This window comes from Streptomyces sp. NPDC094034 (assembly GCF_040303865.1).
Lineage (GTDB): Bacteria > Actinomycetota > Actinomycetes > Streptomycetales > Streptomycetaceae > Streptomyces.
The window spans coordinates 1-20987 of the sequence record NZ_JBEOUD010000033.1 but is presented as its reverse complement, the minus strand read 5'-3'; the positions used below and the strand labels follow the sequence as shown (position 1 = coordinate 20987).

Sequence of the window (20987 nt, the reverse complement as noted above, 5' to 3'; positions counted from 1 at the left end):
ACCCACGTTCCCCACAGCTCAATCGACCTCCTTGGTGTGACGCCTTTCACTCGACTCAGCGATGCCGGGCGTTTCGTTGCCGAACAGTGGACAGGGGTGTGGAGAAGCTGTGGGAAAGAGCGGCCCGCCTGTGGGCCGCCGGTGGACAGCAGCGTCGGCGCCCTGTGGAGGAATTTTCCGTCCACAGTCTGTGGAGCGGCGGCGGCCACAAATCCACAGGCCTCTGACCTGCCCCGATGGCTTCCCGTCGACTCTGCCTGTGGATGCGATCTGGACAACTTCTGGGTCCCCAGGCTGTGGACGGAAGATCGCGACCCGATCTGTGGAGAAGGACCGTCCACCGTCAGGTATTCGAACAGCGAGGGCTCCGCGGCGACACGCGGACCCGGCCGCCGCGGCGTCCGCGCGAGGTCCACAGAGCGCGAAAAGGCGCCCAGGGACCGTCCCGGACGGTGTCCCTGAGCGCCTCGGCAGCGGGCGGAGAGCCGGCTGTCAGCCGTTCTTGATGCGGTTGGTGAGCTCCGTGACCTGGTTGTAGATCGATCGCCGCTCGGCCATCAGCGCGCGGATCTTCCGGTCCGCGTGCATCACGGTCGTATGGTCCCTGCCGCCGAAATGCCCGCCGATCTTGGGCAGGGAGAGATCGGTCAGCTCACGGCAGAGGTACATCGCGATCTGGCGGGCCGTCACCAGCACCCGGCTCCTCGACGATCCGCAGAGATCCTCCACCGTCAGCCCGAAGTAGTCGGCGGTCGCCGCCATGATGGCGCTCGCGGTGATCTCCGGGGCCGAGTCCTCTCCGCCCGGGATCAGATCCTTGAGCACGATCTCGGTGAGGCCGAGGTCCACCGGCTGCCGGTTGAGCGAGGCGAACGCCGTCACCCGGATCAGCGCGCCCTCCAGCTCGCGGATGTTCCGCGAGATACGGGAGGCGATGAACTCCAGCACCTCGGGCGGAGCGTTGAGCTGCTCCTGCACCGCCTTCTTACGGAGGATCGCGATTCGCGTCTCCAGCTCCGGGGGCTGGACGTCCGTGGTCAGGCCCCACTCGAAGCGATTGCGGAGCCGGTCCTCCAGGGTGATCAGCTGCTTGGGCGGCCGGTCCGAGGAGAGCACGATCTGCTTGTTGGCGTTGTGCAGCGTGTTGAAGGTGTGGAAGAACTCCTCCTGCGTCGACTCCTTGCTCGCCAGGAACTGGATGTCGTCGACCAGCAGGATGTCGACGTCCCGGTACCGCTTGCGGAAGGTGTCCCCCTTGCCGTCGCGGATCGAGTTGATGAACTCGTTCGTGAACTCCTCGGAGCTCACATAGCGCACGCGCGTGCCGGGGTAGAGGCTGCGCGCGTAGTGCCCGATGGCGTGGAGCAGATGCGTCTTGCCGAGCCCGGACTCCCCGTAGATGAAGAGCGGGTTGTACGCCTTCGCCGGGGCCTCGGCGACCGCGACCGCGGCCGCGTGCGCGAACCGGTTGGACGCCCCGATCACAAAGGTGTCGAAGAGGTACTTGGGATTCAGCCGGGCATGCGGCTCGCCAGGCCCCGGCGCCGGAGCGGGCTGGGCGCCCAGCGGTCCCAGCGATCCGCCGTGCGTACCCCCGTGGCCGGCACCGGGCCCCGCGCCATGGCGCGGGGAGGGCGGCTCCTGGAGTTCGCGCCGGTCGGGGCGCTGCTCGTACGGGGAGTGCTCGGGCCCCTGCGGCTGCCGGTAGTCGTGCTGCGGCTGCTGCTGGTGAGCGGTGGCGTACGGATCGCGATCCTGGTATCCGCCGAGCCGTGGCTGCTGCCAGGACAGGTCCTCCTGGGTACGCGGCCAGGCGCCGGGGTCGGGGCGCTGCTGCTGGTAGTCCGGGTACGCGGGCCGTACCGACGGCATGCCGTCGTCCGACGGACGGTGCCCGTAGCCGTCGTATGTATCGCCCTGCCGCTGTTCGTCATGGGGCGGCCCCTGGTAGCGGTGCTGCTGTGGCACGGGCGGGGCCGGCGGGGTGGGCTCGGCGGCCGAGTCGTCGACGGTGATGGCGATCCGGATGGGGCGGCCGCACTCGTGGCTCAGCGTCTCGCTGATGAGCGGGGCGAGCCGGCCCTCCAGGACGCGCTTGCCCCATTCATTGGGGACGGCGAGCAGCGCGGTGTCGGCGACCAGTGCGAGAGGCTGACAGCGCTCGATCCACTGTTTGTCCTTGGGCTCGACGCCCTGCTGGCCCTCCCTGAGGAGCTGCTCCAGCACTCGTGGCCACACTGCGGCAAGATCGGCAGGTACATCAGCCACAAGGCACGCTCTCTCGCAGGTCCGGATCCCACGAATGCGTGGTTCTCGGGACGGGATGGGAAGACCGGCAGGAATTGAAGCCGGAGTTCAGCCACGGTAGTCAGGGCGGCCCGCGCGGTTCAAGTTGTTGTCCACAGCCTGTGCACAATGGAGCCGGGCATGGAGCGGGTTTGACCGGATGGCGTAGCCGCGCGTACCGTGACCAGGTCGAGTTGTCGATGGCTGCTGCCGCCTGCCTCCGATGGGCAAAGATCACGATCTGTGGTTGTGAAGCGGTGCACTCGGGCGTGATCGCGAGCTTCTCAGCTTCTCGTGGGCGCACGGTGACAGCCAGGCGATGTCCCGCCATCCACACATCATTTTCTGGAGCCCCCGAGTGAGCAAGCGCACCTTCCAGCCGAACAACCGTCGTCGCGCCAAGACCCACGGGTTCCGGCTGCGGATGCGTACCCGTGCCGGCCGCGCGATTCTCGCGACCCGCCGTGGCAAGGGTCGCGCCCGTCTGTCCGCCTGATCGCCTGATCGCCAACAGGTCATGACGTGCTGCCTACCGAGAATCGGCTGAGGCGGCGCGAGGACTTCGCGACCGCGGTACGCCGGGGACGCCGGGCCGGACGCCCGCTTCTCGTCGTCCATCTACGCAGCGGTGCAACGGACCCGCACGCGCCTGGGGAGAGCGCCTCCCCGACGCGTGCGGGTTTCGTCGTGAGCAAGGCCGTGGGTGGAGCCGTCGTACGAAACCAGGTGAAGCGGCGACTGCGTCATCTGATACGCGAACGACTGTCCGAGCTGCCCCCCGGTAGCCTGGTTGTCGTACGGGCGCTGCCGGGTGCGGGCGACGCCGAATATGGACACCTGGCCCGAGACCTGGACGCCGCCTTTCAGCGGCTGCTGGGAGGGGGCACACGATGAAGTACCCGCTGCTGGCTCTGATCAAGCTGTACCAGTGGACGATCAGCCCGCTTCTCGGGCCCGTCTGCCGGTACTACCCGTCGTGTTCGCACTACGGATACACGGCCATCGACCGACATGGCGCGGTGAAGGGCACGGCGCTGACCGCCTGGCGCATTCTGCGGTGCAATCCGTGGTCGCCGGGTGGTGTGGACCATGTCCCACCGCGCAAACGCCCGCGCTGGCATGAATCGCTGCGCAATGCCTGGCGCGGCCGTAAGGGCGGCCACTCCGCCGCTGGCGTGCCTTCCGGGGGATTGGCCCCCGACACCCCGAGTCCGGCCGCAGAGACCTCGCCCAAAGCTCAAGGAGCCTGATTAGTGGACACGATTGCCAGTCTCTTCAGTTTTATCACCACACCTGTTTCATGGGTCATCGTCCAGTTCCACTCGCTGTACGGGATGATTTTCGGCCCCGACACGGGCTGGGCCTGGGGACTGTCCATCGTGTCCCTGGTGGTACTGATCCGGATCTGTCTGATCCCGCTGTTCGTCAAGCAGATCAAGTCGACCCGGAACATGCAGGTGCTCCAGCCCAAGATGAAGGCGATCCAGGAGCGCTACAAGAACGACAAACAGCGTCAGTCCGAAGAGATGATGAAGCTGTACAAGGAGACGGGTACCAACCCGCTCTCCTCCTGTCTTCCCATCCTGGCGCAGTCGCCGTTCTTCTTTGCCCTTTATCACGTGCTCTCCAGCATCGCGAGCGGCAAGACCATCGGGGTCATCGACCAGGGGCTGCTCGACAGTGCCCGCCAGGCGCATATCTTCGGCGCCCCGCTGGCCGCCAAGTTCATGGACAGCAGCGAGAAGGTCGCGTCCCTGAACGCCTCGCTGACCGATGTGCGGGTCGTCACCGCGATCATGATCGTGCTGATGTCGGCGTCGCAGTTCTACACGCAGCGCCAGCTGATGACGAAGAACGTCGACCTGACGGTCAAGACGCCGTACATGCAGCAGCAGAAGATGCTCATGTACATCTTCCCGGTGATCTTCGCCGTCACGGGTGTCAACTTCCCCGTCGGTGTGCTCGTCTACTGGCTGACCACCAACGTGTGGACCATGGGCCAGCAGATGTATGTGATCAACCAGAACCCGACCCCGGGCAGCAAGGCGCAGGACCAGTACTTGCAGCGTCTGCTGAAGAACATCACCGCGCACAGCGAGGTGCGGTCCCGTCGTAAGCGCTCCATCGTCCAGGCGATCGTGGCCAAGGGCCCGGACCGCAATGACAACGAGCGCAAGTTCTTCACGAGCCTGGCCAAGGCGGGGCTCGCCGCGCAGCCCGACGGAACGGTGATCAAGAGCGACACCGCCGCTGCCGAGGCCGAGTCCGGTGGTGCCGGCAGGCGGCAGCAGCCGAAGCGCCAGACGAAGGCGCAGCGGCAGGCCGCCGCCCAGGCGGGTACGGACAAGCCGGACCAGCCCAAGGACTCCGAGGCCGCAGGCGAGTCGGCGAAGACTTCGTTGCAGAAGGGCGAGCCGCAGGACACCAAGTCCAAGCCGACGGGCAAACCCGCCGCCGGTTCCGCACGCCAAGCCAAGTCGGGGCAGCGTAAGGGCCAGCAGCGGCCCAAGCACCCGTCCAAGAAGTAAGAAGGAGTCCATCCGTGACGGAAGGCACCATTTCCGCCGACGAGTCCGCCGACGAGGGAGGCGACACCCTGACCCGCCTGGAGCAGGAGGGGGAGATCGCGGCCGACTACCTCGAAGGTCTGCTCGATATCGCTGATCTCGACGGCGATATCGACATGGACGTCGAGGCCGACCGGGCCGCGGTCTCGATCATCAGTGACTCGGCGCGGGATCTGCAGAAGCTTGTCGGACGCGACGGTGAGGTGCTGGAGGCGCTTCAGGAGCTGACTCGGCTCGCCGTGCACCGGGAGACCGGTGACCGCAGTCGGCTGATGCTGGACATCGCCGGCTTCCGGGCCAAGAAGCGTACCGAGCTGGCCGAGCTGGGAGCCAAGGCCGCGGACGAGGTGAAGAGCACCGGTGAGCCGGTGAAGCTGAACCCGATGACGCCCTTCGAGCGGAAGGTCGTGCATGACGCGGTCGCCGCGGCGGGTCTGCGCAGTGAGTCCGAGGGCGAGGAGCCGCAGCGCTTCGTCGTGGTGCTCCCTGCCTGAGCGGTCCATTCTTTTCGGCCCCGTCTGTTGCGCAGACGGGGCCGATCTTTGTCAGCCTGATAGTCAGCCACCGGTCGGTGGTTCGGTATGGAAGGACGGTTCCCGTGACGGAGGCAGCAGAGCTTCCCCCCGCACCGGACGAGGCGCGCACTGTTTTCGGTGAGTTCTTTCCGGAGGCTGTCCGCTACGCGGAACTGCTCGCGGACGCGGGGGTCAAGCGTGGCCTGATCGGCCCGCGCGAGGTCCCACGGCTCTGGGAGCGGCACCTGCTGAACTGCGCGGTGCTCTCCGAGGTCGTACCCGAGGGCGTGACGGTCTGCGATGTCGGTTCGGGCGCGGGGCTCCCGGGGATCCCGCTGGCGCTGGTACGGCCCGATCTGAAGATCACGCTGCTGGAACCTCTGCTGCGGCGGACGAACTTTCTTCAGGAAGTCGTCGAGCTGCTCGGCCTGGACCATGTGACGGTGGTGCGTGGCCGCGCCGAAGAGGTCCTCGGCACGCTGCAACCGGTGCATGTGGTGACGGCGCGCGCGGTGGCTCCGCTGGACCGGCTGGCGGGCTGGGGGGTGCCCCTGCTGCGGCCGTACGGAGAGATGCTGGCACTCAAGGGCGACACCGCAGAGGAGGAGATCAACGGGGCCCGCGCCGCACTGAGCAGGCTCGGTGTGATCGAGACCTCAGTCCTCCATGTCGGCGAGGGCATCGTCGACCCCCTGGCCACCGTGGTGCGAGTGGAGGCCGGGGAGAGTCCCGGCGGTGTGCGATTCGCCACGAAGAGGGCCAAGGCCGCACGGGCCGGCCGTGCGCGGCGGCGCCGTTGAGCCGTACAGTCCGTACTGCCTATCAGTGATGCTCCATACAAGCTGCCATACCTATGCAATGCGGAGTGTCGTGACGGTGTAACTCTGCGGCCCGTGCATCGTGTTTCACGTGAAACGTCGCTCACTGCTGCAGGGAATCATCGGCCGTGGCCGCGCTGCTGCTACACCGCGCGGCCGAAAGCCCCTCGTAAGAGGGACGGGGTTGTCCACAGAGGCGGATTCGTCCACAGAACCACGGGCCTCGCTGGTTCACGACCCCGAAAGCATGGCAGGCTCTGTCCATTGCGAGTCTGAAGTCGAGGAGGGTGAATCCTTGCGGTCCGACGCCAACATCGCGGGACCGATGACCGATCCGGTCCCCGGTCCCCGCACCGAGTCGGCGGGGGAGGATGTTTCACGTGAAACACCGCCCCCGATGGACGACACCCCCATTGGCCGTGCGGCCCAGCTGGCGGTGGAGGCACTGGGCCGCGCCGGCGAGGGTCTGCCCCGCCCAGAGCAGACGCGTGTCATCGTCGTCGCCAACCAGAAGGGCGGCGTAGGGAAGACCACCACCACGGTCAATCTCGCCGCCTCGCTCGCGCTCCATGGCGCGCGTGTGCTGGTGGTCGACCTCGATCCCCAGGGCAACGCCTCCACGGCGCTCGGGATCGACCATCACGCCGAAGTTCCCTCGATCTATGACGTTCTGGTGGAGAGCAAGCCACTCTCGGAAGTGGTTCAGCCTGTCCCCGACGTCGAAGGTCTCTTCTGTGCCCCAGCCACCATCGATCTCGCCGGTGCGGAGATCGAGTTGGTCTCGCTGGTGGCACGGGAGAGCCGACTACAGCGGGCCATCGAAGCGTACGAGCAGCCGTTGGACTACATCCTTATCGACTGCCCGCCCTCGCTCGGCCTGCTGACCGTCAATGCGATGGTCGCCGGCGCGGAGGTGCTGATCCCCATCCAGTGCGAGTACTACGCGCTGGAGGGGCTGGGCCAGCTGCTGCGGAACGTCGACCTGGTGCGGGGGCATCTCAACCCCGCACTGCATGTCTCGACCATCCTGCTCACCATGTACGACGGCAGGACACGGCTCGCCTCGCAGGTGGCGGACGAGGTACGGAGCCACTTCGGCAAGGAGGTGCTGCGGACGAGCATCCCTCGGTCCGTACGGATCTCCGAGGCGCCGAGCTATGGGCAGACGGTGCTGACCTACGATCCGGGGTCCAGCGGATCGCTGTCGTATCTCGAAGCCGCCCGTGAGATCGCTCTACGGGGGGTCGGGGTGCACTACGACGCCCAGCAGGCCCATGTGGGCAGTCAGAACACTCAGCAGAGTTTGTCGGAGGGGATCCAGTGAGCGAGCGACGCAGGGGTTTGGGACGTGGGCTCGGTGCGCTGATCCCTGCCGCTCCACAGGAGAAGCAAGTGGCCTCTTCAGGAGCGTCCACTGCCACTCCGGGGGCGGCTCCCGTACTGACCGCGGAGCGGGGTGTGGCGGCCGCGAAGGTGACTTCACTCCCGCAGGCCCCCGTGGTGCCGGAAGTGGAGACGGTCGCGCCGGAGTTCGAAGCGGCGCCCGAGCCGACGCAGACGGCGGGGGCGCACTTCGCCGAAGTACCGATCGACTCCATTACGCCGAACCCGCGCCAGCCGCGTGAGGTCTTCGACGAGGACGCCCTCGCCGAACTGATCACTTCCATCAAGGAAGTCGGTCTCCTCCAGCCCGTGGTCGTACGGCAGGTGGGATCCGAGCGCTACGAGCTCATCATGGGCGAGCGGCGCTGGCGGGCTTGCCGGGAAGCCGGTCTGGAACGCATTCCGGCGATCGTCCGCGCGACCGACGACGAGAAGCTGCTGCTCGACGCTCTGCTGGAGAACCTGCACCGTGCCCAGCTGAATCCGCTGGAAGAGGCCGCGGCCTACGATCAGCTGCTCAAGGACTTCAACTGCACGCATGACCAGCTGGCCGACCGGATCGGACGCTCACGTCCACAGGTCTCCAACACGCTGCGGTTGCTGCGTCTCTCTCCCCCGGTGCAACGCAGGGTCGCCGCCGGTGTGCTCTCGGCAGGTCATGCACGGGCGCTGCTCGCGCTGGACGACTCCGAGGAGCAGGACCGGCTGGCACATCGCATCGTGGCCGAGGGGCTTTCGGTGCGCGCGGTCGAGGAGATCGTGACCCTGATGGGTTCGCGCCCGCAGAACTCCACCAAGTCGAAGGGACCCCGGGCCGGGGCCCGGCTGTCGCCGGCGCTCACCGATCTGGCGTCGCGTCTCTCGGATCGCTTCGAGACCCGGGTGAAGGTCGACCTGGGGCAGAAGAAGGGAAAGATCGTCGTCGAGTTCGCTTCAATAGACGATCTGGACCGAATTCTCGGCACCCTCGCGCCTGGTGAGGGGCGTGTCCTGGACAAGAGCCTCGCCGAGGAAGCAGAGCAGGACGACGAGAGCTGAGGCTCCTGAACAGCCCCAGGGCGGGCCGTGTTCCACGCTTACCGGAACACGGCCCGCCCTTTGCTGTCTCGCGGTGTGCCGGACATCTGCGGGTGGATACGATGCGTTCTGGTATGGCGCATCCACCTTGATTCATCCCAGAAGGAGAGCGGGGGCCATGCGATCGGTGAGCCGCAGTCGGCTGTTATCGGCCGGACTGGGTCTTGGAGTGCTCGGCGGTTTCGTCGGCAGCCTGCTCCGGGAACGGAGCGCGCTGACGGCCGCCCGTGGCGCGGCAGGCGAAGGAAGTGAGGAACAGCCTCCATGGGGCGTCGGCTCGTACCGCTCACGCTGGACAACCTTCCCGACCTCCCCAAGCGCTGCCGAGCGTGTGTCTTCTGGGAGCTCGATCCGGTCAGTGGGGAAGCAGCGGTAAGGGCAGGAAGGGCCGAGGCCGAGAAGGAAGCCTGGATCTCGGCCGTTCTGCTGGAATGGGGATCCTGCGGCCGCATCGTCTATATCGACGATATGCCGGTCGGCTTCGTGCTGTACGCGCCTCCGGCGTATGTGCCGCGGTCCATGGCCTTCCCGACGAGCCCGGTCTCCTCGGACGCCGTCCAGCTGATGACCGCTTGGATCATGCCGGGGTATCAGGGGCAGGGACTGGGCCGGGTGATGGTGCAGACCGTGGTGAAGGATCTGCTCCGGCGGGAGTTCAAGGCGATCGAAGCCTTCGGCAATGCCCGCTGGAGTGAGCCGGCCTGTGTGCTCCCCGCGGAACACCTGCTCGCGGTGGGCTTCAAGACCGTACGCCCGCATCCCACGTATCCACGGCTGAGGCTTGAGCTGCGGACCACGCTCTCCTGGAAGGAAGACGTGGAGATGGCGCTGGACCGGCTGCTGGGCGCCGTCAAGAAGGAACCCGCGCTTCGGCCGCTCTGAGCCGGGCAGGGGATGCGGACAACGGAACGGGCCGACTCCCCCAGAGGGGAGTCGGCCCGTTTCACGTGAAACATCGAGAGCCGGGGGCGCCGACTTACTCGCCGATGAAGTCCTCAAGGTCCCTTACGAGCGCGGCCTTGGGCTTGGCGCCGACGATGGTCTTGGCGACCTCGCCCTTGTGGTACACGTTCAGCGTCGGGATGGACATGACGCCGTACTTGGCTGCCGTGGCCGGGTTCTCGTCGATGTTGAGCTTGACGACCTCGATCTTGTCGCCGTGCTCGGCCGCGATCGCCTCAAGCGACGGGGCGATCTGGCGGCACGGTCCGCACCAGGCGGCCCAGAAGTCCACCAGTACGGGCTTGTCGCTCTTGAGTACGTCCTCGTCGAACGAGGCGTCGGTTACATGCTTCAGGTCGCCGGCCACGGCGGCCTCCTTAAATTCGCGGGTTGGGGTCGGTACAGCTGGTCAGACGGCGGCGGTCTTCTCCGCCGCGGCGTTCTCGCTGTCGCTGAGCGCGGCGAGGAAACGCTCCGCGTCGAGAGCGGCGGAGCAACCGGTGCCCGCAGCGGTGATCGCCTGGCGGTAGGTGTGGTCGACTACATCACCGGCGCCGAAGACACCGGACAGGTTCGTCCGCGTCGACGGAGCGGCGACGGTGAGGTAGCCCTCGGCGTCCAGATCGAGCTGGCCCTTGAACAGCTCGGTCCGCGGGTCGTGGCCCACCGCGATGAACAGACCGGTCACGGGGAGCGAGGAGGTCTCGCCGGTCTTGGTGTTGCGCAGGGTCAGACCGGAGAGCTTCTGCTCGCCGTGGATCTCGGCGACCTCGCTGTCCCAGGCGAACTTGATCTTGGGGTCTGCGAAGGCGCGGTCCTGCATGGCCTTGGAGGCACGCAGCGTGTTCCGGCGGTGGACGATCGTGACGGACTTGGCGAAGCGCGACAGGAAGGTGGCTTCCTCCATCGCGGTGTCGCCGCCACCGACCACGGCGATGTCCTGGTCCTTGAAGAAGAAACCGTCGCAGGTCGCGCACCAGGAGACGCCACGCCCCGAGAGGGCGTCCTCGTTGGCCAGGCCGAGCTTGCGGTGCTGGGAGCCGGTTGTGACGATCACGGCTCTGGCCTGGTGCACCGTGCCGGCCGTGTCGGTGACCGTCTTGATGTCACCGCTGAGGTCGACCGCGACGACATCGTCCGGGACAAGCTCGGCGCCGAAGCGCTCGGCCTGCGCCCGCATGTTGTCCATGAGGTCCGGGCCCATGATGCCGTCGCGGAAGCCCGGGAAGTTCTCCACATCGGTCGTGTTCATCAGCGCACCACCGGCGGTGACGGCGCCCTCGAATACCAGCGGCTTCAGCGATGCACGCGCGGTGTACAGCGCGGCCGTATAGCCGGCGGGCCCGGAGCCGATGATGATCACATTACGGACGTCGCTCACGGGTTCTTCCTCGTCTCTGCAGACTGCCTACTGGGGCCGGATCAACGACTTTCACCCCATCCAACGGATCCTACGGGTCCCGCATTCCCGAGGTGTCCCGGCTCCACGAAGGAGGGCGTCAGCGGCGGAGGTAGGTCTGCTTGAGGAGGACTTTCCCCTTGCCCGAGGGATCGCTGTCGACGCAGGCCGCATCGATCACATAGGCCTGGACCCGGGTGCTGTCGGTAGCGTCCGGCAGAACGACGAGATAGGCGCTGCTGCCCTGGTAGGTGCCCGGCTCGGCGGCGAGCGCGGGTGTGGCGTTGCCCGTGCCCTGCCGGACGCAGGGCGGCACCTCGGGCTCGGGCTGGAGCAGCGGCGAATTAGCCGTACTCCGGTCCCCTCCGGTAGCGCGAGGCTCCTCAGCCTTGGGACCCTTGGACTCCTTGGCCGTGGCGCCCGGGGCCAGCAAGGCGTCCACGCGGTTCTGGAGCTGGGCCTCCGAGAACTCTGTACTGCCGCTCTGCGGGGCGCTGGCCGCGGTGTCGGTCTGACCGCTGTTGTTGCCGTCCGACGCCCCGAGCGACTGGAACAGGAGAACGCTGACACCTACGGCCGCTGTTCCGAAGACGGCTCCCAGGACGGCATTGCGGCGGCGGCGACGGGTCTGCCCAGCACGCCCGGGGCCGGTGGCTGCCCTCGGACGGCCGGCGGGCCGGTCGGTCCGTACCGTCTCCGCCACCGTGGACCCCGCGGGACTCGGCGGGCCGGTCGGTGTGGTGACGGCCGGCGCCGTGAGGAGCGGGGCTGCGGGCTTCCGGGATGCGGGCGATGTTTCACGTGAAACATTCGCGCTCTCGTCGGGGACGGTGGCGTTGAGAAGCGCCTCCGCCGCCAGCGCCGCATCGATACGGCCGGCGACATCGGCCGGCATCCGCGGTGGTCCGGGCAGCGTGCCGAGAAGTCCCCTGATCTCTTCGAGCGAGTCATGGACATCCGCGCACAGAGCGCAGCCATCGAGGTGGCGCCGTACATCGGTGGTACGGGACGGTGAGAGCAGTCCCTCCGTGAGATCGGAGATCTCCGAGACATCCGGGTGCTGATCCGTGTCGGTCGTGGATGTCACGCGCGCCCACCTCCGCCCTTCACTCCAGCAGGATCATTCGGTCCTGGGTCTCTTGGTTCCGATGCCGGTGGGACGGATGCCCCCGGCGTCCGGTTCCTTCCCCTGCCGAGACCGCTGTTATCCCTGGTGGCCCCGCGTAGATGCGTGAGCATGGGCAGCAATCTGGCCCGGCCGCGCGCACAGCGGCTCTTCACCGTTCCGGTGGGTACGCCCAGCACCGCGGCGGCCTCGGCCACGGGGTAGCCCTGCATATCGACGAGGACCAAGGCGGCCCGCTGCTCGGCGGGGAGCTTGGCCAGCGCCGCCAGCAGCTCTCGGTGGAGATCCTTGCGCTCAACGGGGGCCTCCGCCGACTCATGGGGCTCAAGGAGCTGCTCCAGCCGCTCGGTGTCGTCCACGGGGGAGGTCCTGCGTGAGGCGGCCTTGCGGGCGCGGTCGAGGCAGGCATTGACGGTGATGCGGTGCAGCCAGGTGGTCACGGCCGACTGCCCGCGGAAGGTATGGGCCGCCCGGAAGGCGGAGACCAGTGCGTCCTGGACCGCGTCCGCGGCTTCCTCCCGGTCTCCCAGCGTCCGGAGGGCCACCGCCCAGAGCCGGTCCCGATGGCGCCGTACCAACTCACCAAAAGCGTGAGGGTGGCCCGCGACATGAGCGCTCAGAAGGTCCTGGTCGCTTGAGTCGCCGAGCGCGGCGTCGTCCAACAGTGAGCCCCCCTCCCCTGATCCCTCAGCCCGTGAACGTGATCTCGGAGATTCCCCCGCGGAAGCGGTCGGCGGACCCGTCCTGCGGCAGTTCGGTGATGTGGATCAATACGTACCGGGTTCGCACGGGCTTGTCGAGAGTGGTTTTGAGAGTACGGCCCACCGTCTCCAGCTTGGTGAGGCGCTGAGAGAAGTCCGCGAGCGCCGACGGGTCCGACGCGTCCGCACCGGCCGCGAGTACCTCTGCCTTCTGGCCCTTGCGGTACATATCGATATCGATACCGGACACGTCCTTCACGCTGCCCAGATCGACGATGATTCCGGAGCCCTGCTTCCGGTCCGGCAGATTCCCGAAGTTCGGGTAGTTCTGGTACTGGAGCGTGATCCATGCCGTGCCGGGCTTGCCATCGATGGCGTTCGGTACGAGGGCCGGCTTTATCCCGGACCCGCTGGGCATGAACTCGGCGGCGTCGGCGATCCGGAGCGGCTTGAGGGGCTTGGGCGCCTTGTCGTCGTCGGTGACCGGCTGGGTGGGCGTGGTGTCGCTCTCGTTGCTCTGATCGAGAAGGCGGTCGGCGACCTGCCAGCTGCCGAGACCCAGCGCGGCGATGAGAAGCGCGGCGACGGTCCACTTCAGCGCCTTGCCGGTACGGCTCTGGAGCGGGGGTGGCGGGGGCGCCACCGGGGGGAGCGGCGGCGCTCCGAGGCCCGGCTGGGAGCGTCCATAGGTGCCCTGCTGGTAGGTGGTGCGCTGATACTCCGGCGGGGCGGTGAACGTGGGCTCGGGCGGACGGATGCGCGGCATCTCCGCGACGGCCGCGGCGAGCTCATCGGGGGTCGTGCACGGCGGTTCCTGGCGGGAGGCGTGGGCGCCGTCATTGATCAGGGCGCGCATGGCGAGCTCGGAGAGGCCACGGTGGACTCCGGCCCGGACCTGGTCGGGGGCGATGAGCCCGACGCCCTTGGGGAGGCCGGAGAGCCCGTACGCATCGGTCTCGTAGGGCCAGCGCTGGGTCAGTGCCGCGTAGAGGAGCGCGCCGATCGCCTCGGTGTCGGTGCGCTGCGGCCGGTCCGCGCTGATCCCGCGCAGAGCGGCGTTCACAGCGAGGCCACGGATGCGGTACTGACCGGTGGACGTACGCAGCACAGCTCCGGGCGTCAGCCGCAGATGGGCGAGTCCTTCACGGTGAGCCGCCGCCATGGCCTGGGAGACCTGGCTGACGAGCTGGTACGCCTCGTGGGCCTCCAGCGGCCCCGAGGCGAGCAGCGCGGTCAGCTCGACGGCGTCGGGCAGCCACTCGTGAACGACGTAGACGAGGTCGTTCTCCTCGACGGCGTCCAGGACCTGCACGAAGCGAGGATCGCCGAGGAGGGCGGAGGACCGGGCCGCCGCCAGCACGGACCGGGCCCGTGGATGGTCGGCCGGCAGCAGATGTACGCCGACAGCGCGGCGCAGCTTCTCGTCGACCGCTCGCCAGCTGCTGAAACCGTCCAGACGGGTGACACACTCCTCCAGGCGGTAGCGTCTGGCGAGTTTGTGGCCGCTGTGCAGCTCGGGCGTCGACATGCCCGGCTCGGTGTTCCGCCGTTCGCTGCCCGTGCCCGGTGCGGACTTGTCCGCCTCGTCCTGGGCTTTCGCCAACCCGTCGGTCGTGGCCTTGCCCGCCTTGGCGGCCAGCGGTTCATCACCGCTGTTGTCGGCCACGTCGACGGCAGCCGTGCTACGTTCCGCCACCGTCGCTCCTGCCTCCCCATCCGTTGCGCACTATCCAACAGCCAAGCCAATTGTGCCCACAGTTGGACGCTATGCACGACACGCGGCAGCCGACGATGGTTGTGCTGGACCGTGCCGCGGTTACCTTCCGAGGCGGCCGCGCACCATGCCGACCATGGCGTTCATCTCTTCGATCCGCATCTTCTTCGCCGCGACGAAGAAGAGGGCCAGCAGGGCGAGACCGCCGCCCACCAGGGCCGCCAGCGAGCTGAGGGCGCTGCTGCCCAGAGCGTTCAGGACGGCGTAGGCGATCGCGCCGGCCGCGAGGGCCCCGGGGACGGCCGCCAGGCAGAGCCGGGCATACGTACGCAGGACCCTGCCGCCGTCCAGATCGCCGCCCAGCCGGTTCCGCAGCCTGCGCCAGGCGACACCGACGCCTACCGCGTAGGCGAGGCCGTAGGAGGCGGCCATGCCGACGACGGCCCAGCGGGAGGGCAGGACCAGATACGAGACGCCGGAGGCGGCGGCGTTGACCGCGGCGACGATGACCGTGTTGTAGAAGGGGGTCCTGGTGTCCTCGTAGGCGTAGAAGCCGCGCAGGACGACGTACTGCACGGAGTACGGGATGAGTCCGAGGGCGAATGCCATCAGGATGAAGCCCATGGAGCGTGCCGATTCGAGGCCGCTGGACGAGAACATCAGGATCGACAGCGGGACACCCAGCGCGAGGAACCCGAAGGCGATCGGAACGATCGCGACCGCCGAGTTGCGCAGGCCCTGGGAGATGTCGTCCCGTACCGCGCCCGGGTCGCCGTCGTGGGCGGCACGGGAGATCCTGGGCAGCAGGGCGGCCATGACGGAAACGGTGATGATGGCCTGCGGCATGCCCCAGATCAGCTGTGCGTTGCTGTAGGCGAGGATGCCGGTGCCGTCCTTGCCGGAGGCGACGCCGGCGGCGGTGGCGAGCTGGGTGACGACCAGGACACCGGCCTGGTTGGCGAGGACGAACAGGACCGTCCACTTGGCCAGCTTGACCGTCTTGCCGAGGCCGTGGCCCTTCCAGTCGAAGCGCGGACGGAACCGGAAGCCGGTCTCGCGGAGGTAGGGGATCATCGCGAGCGCCTGGACGATCAGACCGAGCAGCGTACCGATGCCCAGCAGCCGCACGCCGTCCGGCGGGATCGTCTGCACGGTCATACCCGAGTCCGCGGCGGTGCCGTACACCCAGATGAACAGACCGAACGTGGTGATCATGACGATGTTGTTGAGGACCGGAGTCCACATCATCGCGCCGAACTTCCCGCGCGCGTTGAGAATCTGGCCCATCACCACATGCACACCCATGAAGAAGATCGTGGGCAGGCAGTAGCGGGCGAAGGTGACGGCGACGTTGTTGGCGGCCGCGTCACTGGCGATCGGGTCCGACATCAGACGCACCAGCCACGGCGCCCCGAACACGGCGAGGGCCACGATCGCGCCGAGCGCCACCATGACGAGGGTCAGCAGCCGGTTGGCGTAGGCGACGCCACCGTCGTCGTCGTTCTTCATCGCCCGCACGAGCTGCGGGACGAACACGGAGTTGAGACCGCCCCCGACGGTGAGGATGTAGATCATCGTCGGCAGCGTGTACGCCACGGTGAAGGAGTCACCGAGCAGGGCCGCGCCCAGCGCGGCGGTGATCACCAGGCTGCGTACGAAGCCGGTGAGCCGGGAGACCAGCGTGCCCGCGGCCATCAGGGCACTGGACTTGAGCAGACCGGCGGCCTTGCCTCCCGACTTCTTGGGGGGCGGCGGTGCGGACGGGGGTTCGGGCTCCGGCGCGGTCAGCACCTGGCCCGAGCCCTGCTGGTCGCGGTAGAGATGAGCGAACGCGTCCGGCTGCGAGTCCTCGTCGCCGGCCCGGGAGACCAGGTCGTCGAGGCCGGTGAACTGGGTGGTCCTCGCGTTCTCTCCGTACGGGAGATGGCGCATCGGTCCTGAGGGCTCGGGCGGCGGGGTCTGGGCCCAGACCCGGGGATCGGGCGCGTTCTGCGGAGTGGGCGGCTGCTGGTAGAGCTGATGGGCCTCCGGATAGGTGCCGGGAGGCGGCGGCGGATGCGAGGCGCGGTCGTACAGCGCCTCCGTCACCGGATCCTGGGCGGAAAGGTCCTGTGACCAGTAGGGGTCCCGGTTGTAGGCATCCTGGACATAGGGATCCTGGGCGGACGGCGGAGTGGGCGTGGGCGGAATCTGGCCCGCCGGGTCGCCACCCGCGCCTTGCCCACGGTCACCGTCGTACGGCGCGTTCATGGTTACCCCACCTCATCGTCCCCGGCCGACCGGCCACGACATCGCTCAACGGTCCACTTTCTCACCCGGGCCCGACGCGTCCGCGCTTTCCGGACCGGTGTCCGGTGTCGGGTCACTCGGGTGCCCGGGATCTGGGTCCTCAGCGGCCCGCGCGCCGTCCGTGCTCTGCGTGTCCCGCGCGCTCCCGTCCGCGCCGGTGCCCTCTGCGCCGCTGTCTCCGCCGTCCGTGTCCTCCGCGGCGGCCTTACGAGCCACCGCGCGCTTGCGCTGGCTGTACATCTTGACCCCTGCGAGGACAAGAAGCAGCACACCGCCGGCGATGACGAGCATCACGGTGGGCGTGATCTCGGAGACCTTGACCTGGAACGTCATCGGGCTGCCGTACGGCGTGCCGTCCACCGTGTACAGCTGGGCGGTCACCTGCACCGGCCCGTTGGCGTTGCCCGCGCCGGTGAACTTCACCGACTGGCTGTGCCCGCCGTCGATCTTGATCGGCTGCTCGGCGACCGCCCGGTCGCCGTCCAGCTTGAGACGCGTCGGGTTGTCGGACTTCAGGCGCAGCACCAGATTCTGGACGCCCTGCAGCAGCTGGTTCTGGACGGTCACCGGGATCGTCGCGCTGCGCCCCGACAGCGTGAGCACGGACTTCGGGATGAGCTGCACCTCGGTGGTGAGGCCCACCAGATAGTCCTCCACCGTGCCGCGGTACTGCTGGGCCGTCTCGGGCGCCCCGCGCCACGAGGTCGACATCGCCCGGCCGATCGCGTTACCGAAGGGCGCGGCCACCCGGTCCGGAGCGCTGAGGATGGCCTGGAAGTTGTCGAGCCGCTCCTGTGTCTCCCTGATGTCCAGGAAGACCTCGGCCGGCAGCTCCTGGTCCCGCAGCTTCTCCGGGTAACGCGAAGACCCGGGGACCTTGGTGGTGGCGTCCGCGTCGGGTGTGGCCGAGGCCGCCGCGATCAGATCGGACGCCTCGGTCCAGCGCTCGGGGTCCAGGCCGCGCAGCGCGCGCGCCATCGACTGTGCCTGGGCGGCGCTCGGCATCCGCTGGGGAGCGACGACGATGCTGCGCTGATTCTCCGGGTCCTGGAGCGTCACGGCCAGCGACTGGGCGAGGAACTTCTGCACCGCGAGAGTGGACGCGCCCGCCTGCGACATATCCCCCTGGAAGGCGGTGGAGAGCCGGGTGTCGGCGACGACGGCTGTCGTCCCGCCGCCGATCGGCCGTGCCGCGGTGGGGGTGTACGGCAGATTGTCCTGGAGGCTGTCGCTGCGGGTGATGACCTTATGAGCGCCCGCTGAGGTGGCCACATCGACGATCGAGGGGTCGATCGCCCCGTCCACCGGCCAGGCGAAGTCGACGGACGGCTTCACATGGAGGATGGTTTCCACGGTCTTTCCCGCCACATCCGTGGCGGGCTGCAGATGGCTGAGCGCACCGGACACGTCTTTGCCGCGGTGGGCCAGCGACGCCAGGTCCGGATCGGCGAACGGCAACGCGACGACCTTGCGGCCCTGCACCGCCTTCTCCAGGGCGTTGAGCCACTTGGTCGCCACGGCCTGGTTCTTGCCGGGGACAGTGGTGTCACCGCTTCTGACCTGGTAGTTCTTGGTCATTGCGTCGGCGGTGGCGAGCAGGTCGGGGTCGATCACCCAGGTGACGGGAAGCTGGTTACCGAGCGAGACCAGCTGCTCCAGCCGCCCGCCGGGAGCAAGCTCCTCCGCCAGGTCGTCGTTCTCGAAGACCGGGGTCTGCTGGTCGTCCGAGCCGGTCTCCGCGGACAGCCGCGTCGACGAGATCAGCGGCCAGAGGACAGTGAGCTGTGTCTTCTCCTCCGTCGCGTCCGGCTGCCAGGGCAGGAAGGTGCGCTGGATACCGAGCACGTGGTCGTACTGCGCGGACGAGGTCTGCCCGGTCAGTGAGACGCCGAGCTGATAGACGCCGTCCTGGCCGAGTCCGAGCTTGCTGACCGGTACCGAGAGGGCGAAGTCCTGGGGGATGCCGACGGCGAGCTTCGGGATGGTGACCTTGTACTTGCCGCCGATCGGAGCCACATCACCGGAGGTGCTGGTGCGCTCGGCGGCGTCGTCGATGGCCGTCCTGCCGTACATCCGCGGGCCGACCCGCAGATCGACCTGGGCGTCGGTGATGGTGCTCTTGCCCTCGTTGGTGACCGTCCCGGAGACGGTGAGCGTGTCGCCCTTCACAGGCGCGCTGGGGGCCAGTGTGTCGAGCGACACACGGACCGTATGGGAGCCAGTGGCCGTCGGAGCGGCCTGGGCCGCGGGCGCGGCCGTCCCGGCCAGCAACCCCGCCAGAAGCGGCGCTCCGGCTAGCACAGAGGCTGTGCGCCGCAGCCACCGGCGGGCAGGAGAATGACCCATCCCCTGGAAGTCTGCCGCCTCCGCCACGCGCTCGCCCGTCCCTTGTCATCGTCGGTTGCCGTTGGTGGTTGTCAATTGCCGCGTCCACGCATGGTAACGATGTGCGCTGTGGCGAAGTGCTGGGAACCGCTCCACATGATCGGAAGAATCTCATGAGCCACCGGAAACCTCCGCATCGAGGCGGGGCGGCCCGAAACCGGGGCGCCCGTGGGGGCCACGGCACGTACCCTTTTCTGTTGTGCCGAATGCCAATGAAGACAATCCCCGTGCCCTCAGTCAGGTGCAGCGCCGTGCGGTCAGTGAACTGCTGCGGGTGTCCCCCGTCGCGGACGATCTCGCGCGTCGGTTCCAGGAGGCCGGATTCACACTCGCCCTGGTCGGCGGCTCGGTCAGGGACGCCCTTCTCGGTCGGCTCGGCAATGACCTGGATTTCACGACCGATGCCCGGCCCGAGGACGTTCTGAAGATCGTCAGGCCTTGGGCGGATTCGGTGTGGGAAGTGGGGATCGCCTTCGGCACCGTCGGTGTCCAGAAGGACGCCCGTGTCGGAGACGTGGATCAGCGCTTCCAGATCGAGGTGACGACGTACCGCTCGGAGGCCTACGACCGGACATCACGCAAACCTGAGGTGTCCTACGGCGACTCCATCGAGGAAGACCTCGTGCGCCGGGACTTCACGGTGAACGCGATGGCCGTCGCGCTGCCGCAGAAAGAGTTCATCGATCCCCACGGCGGGCTGGAAGATCTCTCCGCTCAGGTGCTGCGTACCCCCGGCACCCCTCAGGAGTCCTTCTCCGACGATCCCCTGCGGATGCTGCGGGCCGCGCGGTTCGCCGCGCAACTGGACTTCGAGGTGGCCCCGGGTGTGGTCGAGGCCATGAAGGACATGTCCGGCCGGATCGACATCGTCTCCGCGGAACGCGTACGGGACGAGCTGAACAAGCTGATCCTCGCTGCCCACCCGCGCAAGGGCCTGGCACTGCTCGTCGACACCGGGCTCGCCGAGCGGGTGCTGCCCGAGCTGCCGGCGCTGCGACTGGAGAGCGATGAGCATCACCGGCACAAGGATGTCTACGAGCACTCGCTGACCGTCCTGGAGCAGGCCATCGACTTGGAGGAGGACGGGCCGGACCTGGTGCTACGGCTGGCCGCCCTGCTGCACGACATCGGCAAGCCCCGGACGCGCCGCTTCGAGAAGGACGGCCGGGTCTCCTTCCATCACCATGAGGTGGTGGGCGCGAAGCTGACCAAGAAGCGGATGACCGCGCTCAAGTACTCCAACGACATGGTGAGGGATGTTGCCCGGCTGGTGGAGCTGCACCTGCGCTTCCATGGCTACGGAACGGGCGAGTGGACCGACTCGGCGGTACGGCGCTATGTACGTGATGCCGGGCCCCTGCTCGACAGGCTCCACAAGCTGACCCGCTCGGACTGCACGACGCGCAACAAGCGCAAGGCGAGCGCTCTCTCGCGGGCCTACGACGGCCTGGAGGAGCGGATCATCCAGCTTCAGGAGAAGGAGGAGCTGGATGCCATCAGGCCCGATCTGGACGGCAACCAGATCATGGAGATCCTGGGTGTCGGCCCCGGACCGGTGATCGGCGCCGCGTACACGTTCCTGTTGGAGCTGCGACTGGAGAACGGGCCGGTGGAGCACGACGCAGCCGTCGCCGCCCTCAAGGAGTGGTGGGCCGCGCAGAGCTGACGCCTAGGTCCTGTCCGGACAGGACCTAGGGCCTGTATCGCCCTGATGCCGAACCGCGGGTCATGTTTCACCGGGTAAAGGGAGCGCGGGTGGGTGGTTGTGGGGGGTTGTGGGTGGGG

The 20987-nt window shown here is 67.9% G+C and carries 18 protein-coding genes; 10 read left to right on the top strand and 8 right to left on the bottom strand.

Annotated elements, in window-relative coordinates:
* Positions 1 to 492: 492 nt before the first annotated feature.
* A complete protein-coding gene (gene dnaA / locus ABTZ59_RS25955) occupies positions 493 to 2268 on the bottom strand; it encodes a chromosomal replication initiator protein DnaA (RefSeq protein ID WP_351416734.1) in 1776 nt (591 codons plus the stop codon).
* A 376-nt stretch (positions 2269 to 2644) separates the two neighbouring features.
* Between dnaA and rpmH the strand changes: the two genes are divergently transcribed.
* From rpmH to ABTZ59_RS25910, 9 genes are all read left to right on the top strand, one after another.
* A complete protein-coding gene (rpmH, locus tag ABTZ59_RS25950; RefSeq protein ID WP_030354375.1) occupies positions 2645 to 2782 on the top strand; it encodes a 50S ribosomal protein L34 in 138 nt (45 codons plus the stop codon).
* 26 nt (positions 2783 to 2808) lie between these two features.
* Positions 2809 to 3180: a ribonuclease P protein component gene (rnpA, locus tag ABTZ59_RS25945; protein ID WP_249951458.1), complete on the top strand. Its 372-nt coding sequence runs from the start codon at positions 2809 to 2811 to the stop codon at positions 3178 to 3180.
* Positions 3177 to 3536 carry a membrane protein insertion efficiency factor YidD gene (gene yidD / locus ABTZ59_RS25940; RefSeq protein WP_249951459.1) on the top strand — a complete coding sequence of 120 codons (360 nt, stop codon included), beginning with the start codon at positions 3177 to 3179 and terminating at the stop codon, positions 3534 to 3536. Before rnpA ends, yidD begins: the two co-directional genes overlap by 4 nt.
* A gap of 3 nt (positions 3537 to 3539) precedes the next feature.
* The gene (yidC, locus tag ABTZ59_RS25935) at positions 3540 to 4814 is read left to right on the top strand and encodes a membrane protein insertase YidC (protein WP_351416716.1); all 1275 of its coding nucleotides are present in this window, start codon (positions 3540 to 3542) and stop codon (positions 4812 to 4814) included.
* A gap of 14 nt (positions 4815 to 4828) precedes the next feature.
* A complete protein-coding gene (locus ABTZ59_RS25930) occupies positions 4829 to 5347 on the top strand; it encodes a Jag family protein (protein ID WP_351416711.1) in 519 nt (172 codons plus the stop codon).
* Positions 5348 to 5451: 104 nt separating this feature from the next.
* Positions 5452 to 6168 (top strand): 16S rRNA (guanine(527)-N(7))-methyltransferase RsmG, encoded by a 717-nt coding sequence (gene rsmG, locus ABTZ59_RS25925; protein WP_351416706.1) that lies wholly within the window; start codon positions 5452 to 5454, stop codon positions 6166 to 6168.
* Positions 6169 to 6433: 265 nt separating this feature from the next.
* The gene (locus ABTZ59_RS25920; RefSeq protein WP_249951463.1) at positions 6434 to 7510 is read left to right on the top strand and encodes a ParA family protein; all 1077 of its coding nucleotides are present in this window, start codon (positions 6434 to 6436) and stop codon (positions 7508 to 7510) included.
* Positions 7507 to 8607 (top strand): ParB/RepB/Spo0J family partition protein, encoded by a 1101-nt coding sequence (locus tag ABTZ59_RS25915; RefSeq protein WP_351416694.1) that lies wholly within the window; start codon positions 7507 to 7509, stop codon positions 8605 to 8607. The genes ABTZ59_RS25920 and ABTZ59_RS25915 overlap by 4 nt, the downstream gene beginning before the upstream one ends.
* A 303-nt stretch (positions 8608 to 8910) precedes the next feature.
* Entirely contained in the window at positions 8911 to 9528 is a 618-nt protein-coding gene (locus tag ABTZ59_RS25910) for a GNAT family N-acetyltransferase (RefSeq protein ID WP_351416689.1), read from the top strand.
* A gap of 94 nt (positions 9529 to 9622) precedes the next feature.
* On the opposite strand, the gene trxA is transcribed toward ABTZ59_RS25910, so the two are convergent.
* From trxA to ABTZ59_RS25875, 7 genes are all read right to left on the bottom strand, one after another.
* Entirely contained in the window at positions 9623 to 9955 is a 333-nt protein-coding gene (gene trxA / locus ABTZ59_RS25905) for a thioredoxin (protein ID WP_249951466.1), read from the bottom strand.
* A 42-nt stretch (positions 9956 to 9997) separates the two neighbouring features.
* Entirely contained in the window at positions 9998 to 10969 is a 972-nt protein-coding gene (gene trxB, locus ABTZ59_RS25900) for a thioredoxin-disulfide reductase (RefSeq protein WP_351416681.1), read from the bottom strand.
* Between the two features lie 118 nt (positions 10970 to 11087).
* Positions 11088 to 12074, bottom strand: a complete 987-nt coding sequence (locus tag ABTZ59_RS25895; protein WP_351416677.1) for an RsmA family anti-sigma factor — start codon at positions 12072 to 12074, stop codon at positions 11088 to 11090.
* Complete coding sequence (sigM, locus tag ABTZ59_RS25890; RefSeq protein WP_351416674.1) at positions 12071 to 12775, bottom strand: RNA polymerase sigma factor SigM; 705 nt, start codon at positions 12773 to 12775, stop codon at positions 12071 to 12073. Before sigM ends, ABTZ59_RS25895 begins: the two co-directional genes overlap by 4 nt.
* Positions 12776 to 12800: 25 nt before the next feature.
* On the bottom strand, positions 12801 to 14510 hold the full coding sequence (locus ABTZ59_RS25885; protein ID WP_351416667.1) for a protein kinase family protein: 1710 nt from the start codon (positions 14508 to 14510) through the stop codon (positions 12801 to 12803).
* 120 nt (positions 14511 to 14630) lie between these two features.
* Positions 14631 to 16778 (bottom strand): murein biosynthesis integral membrane protein MurJ, encoded by a 2148-nt coding sequence (gene murJ / locus ABTZ59_RS25880; RefSeq protein ID WP_351416660.1) that lies wholly within the window; start codon positions 16776 to 16778, stop codon positions 14631 to 14633.
* Positions 16779 to 16823: 45 nt separating this feature from the next.
* Positions 16824 to 19190 (bottom strand): DUF6049 family protein, encoded by a 2367-nt coding sequence (locus ABTZ59_RS25875; RefSeq protein ID WP_351416655.1) that lies wholly within the window; start codon positions 19188 to 19190, stop codon positions 16824 to 16826.
* A 211-nt stretch (positions 19191 to 19401) separates the two neighbouring features.
* Between ABTZ59_RS25875 and ABTZ59_RS25870 the strand changes: the two genes are divergently transcribed.
* Positions 19402 to 20868 carry a CCA tRNA nucleotidyltransferase gene (locus tag ABTZ59_RS25870; RefSeq protein WP_351416651.1) on the top strand — a complete coding sequence of 489 codons (1467 nt, stop codon included), beginning with the start codon at positions 19402 to 19404 and terminating at the stop codon, positions 20866 to 20868.
* Positions 20869 to 20987 lie beyond the last annotated feature (119 nt).

What these genes read in the sequence shown, in the direction of transcription:
- yidD (WP_249951459.1), top strand. Translation starts at nt 3,177, where the DNA reads ATGAAGTACCCGCTGCTGGCTCTGATCAAGCTGTACCAGTGGACGATC.
- ABTZ59_RS25920 (WP_249951463.1), top strand. Translation starts at nt 6,434, where the DNA reads ATGGCAGGCTCTGTCCATTGCGAGTCTGAAGTCGAGGAGGGTGAATCC.
- ABTZ59_RS25910 (WP_351416689.1), top strand. Translation starts at nt 8,911, where the DNA reads ATGGGGCGTCGGCTCGTACCGCTCACGCTGGACAACCTTCCCGACCTC.
- murJ (WP_351416660.1), bottom strand. Translation starts at nt 16,778, where the DNA reads ATGAACGCGCCGTACGACGGTGACCGTGGGCAAGGCGCGGGTGGCGAC.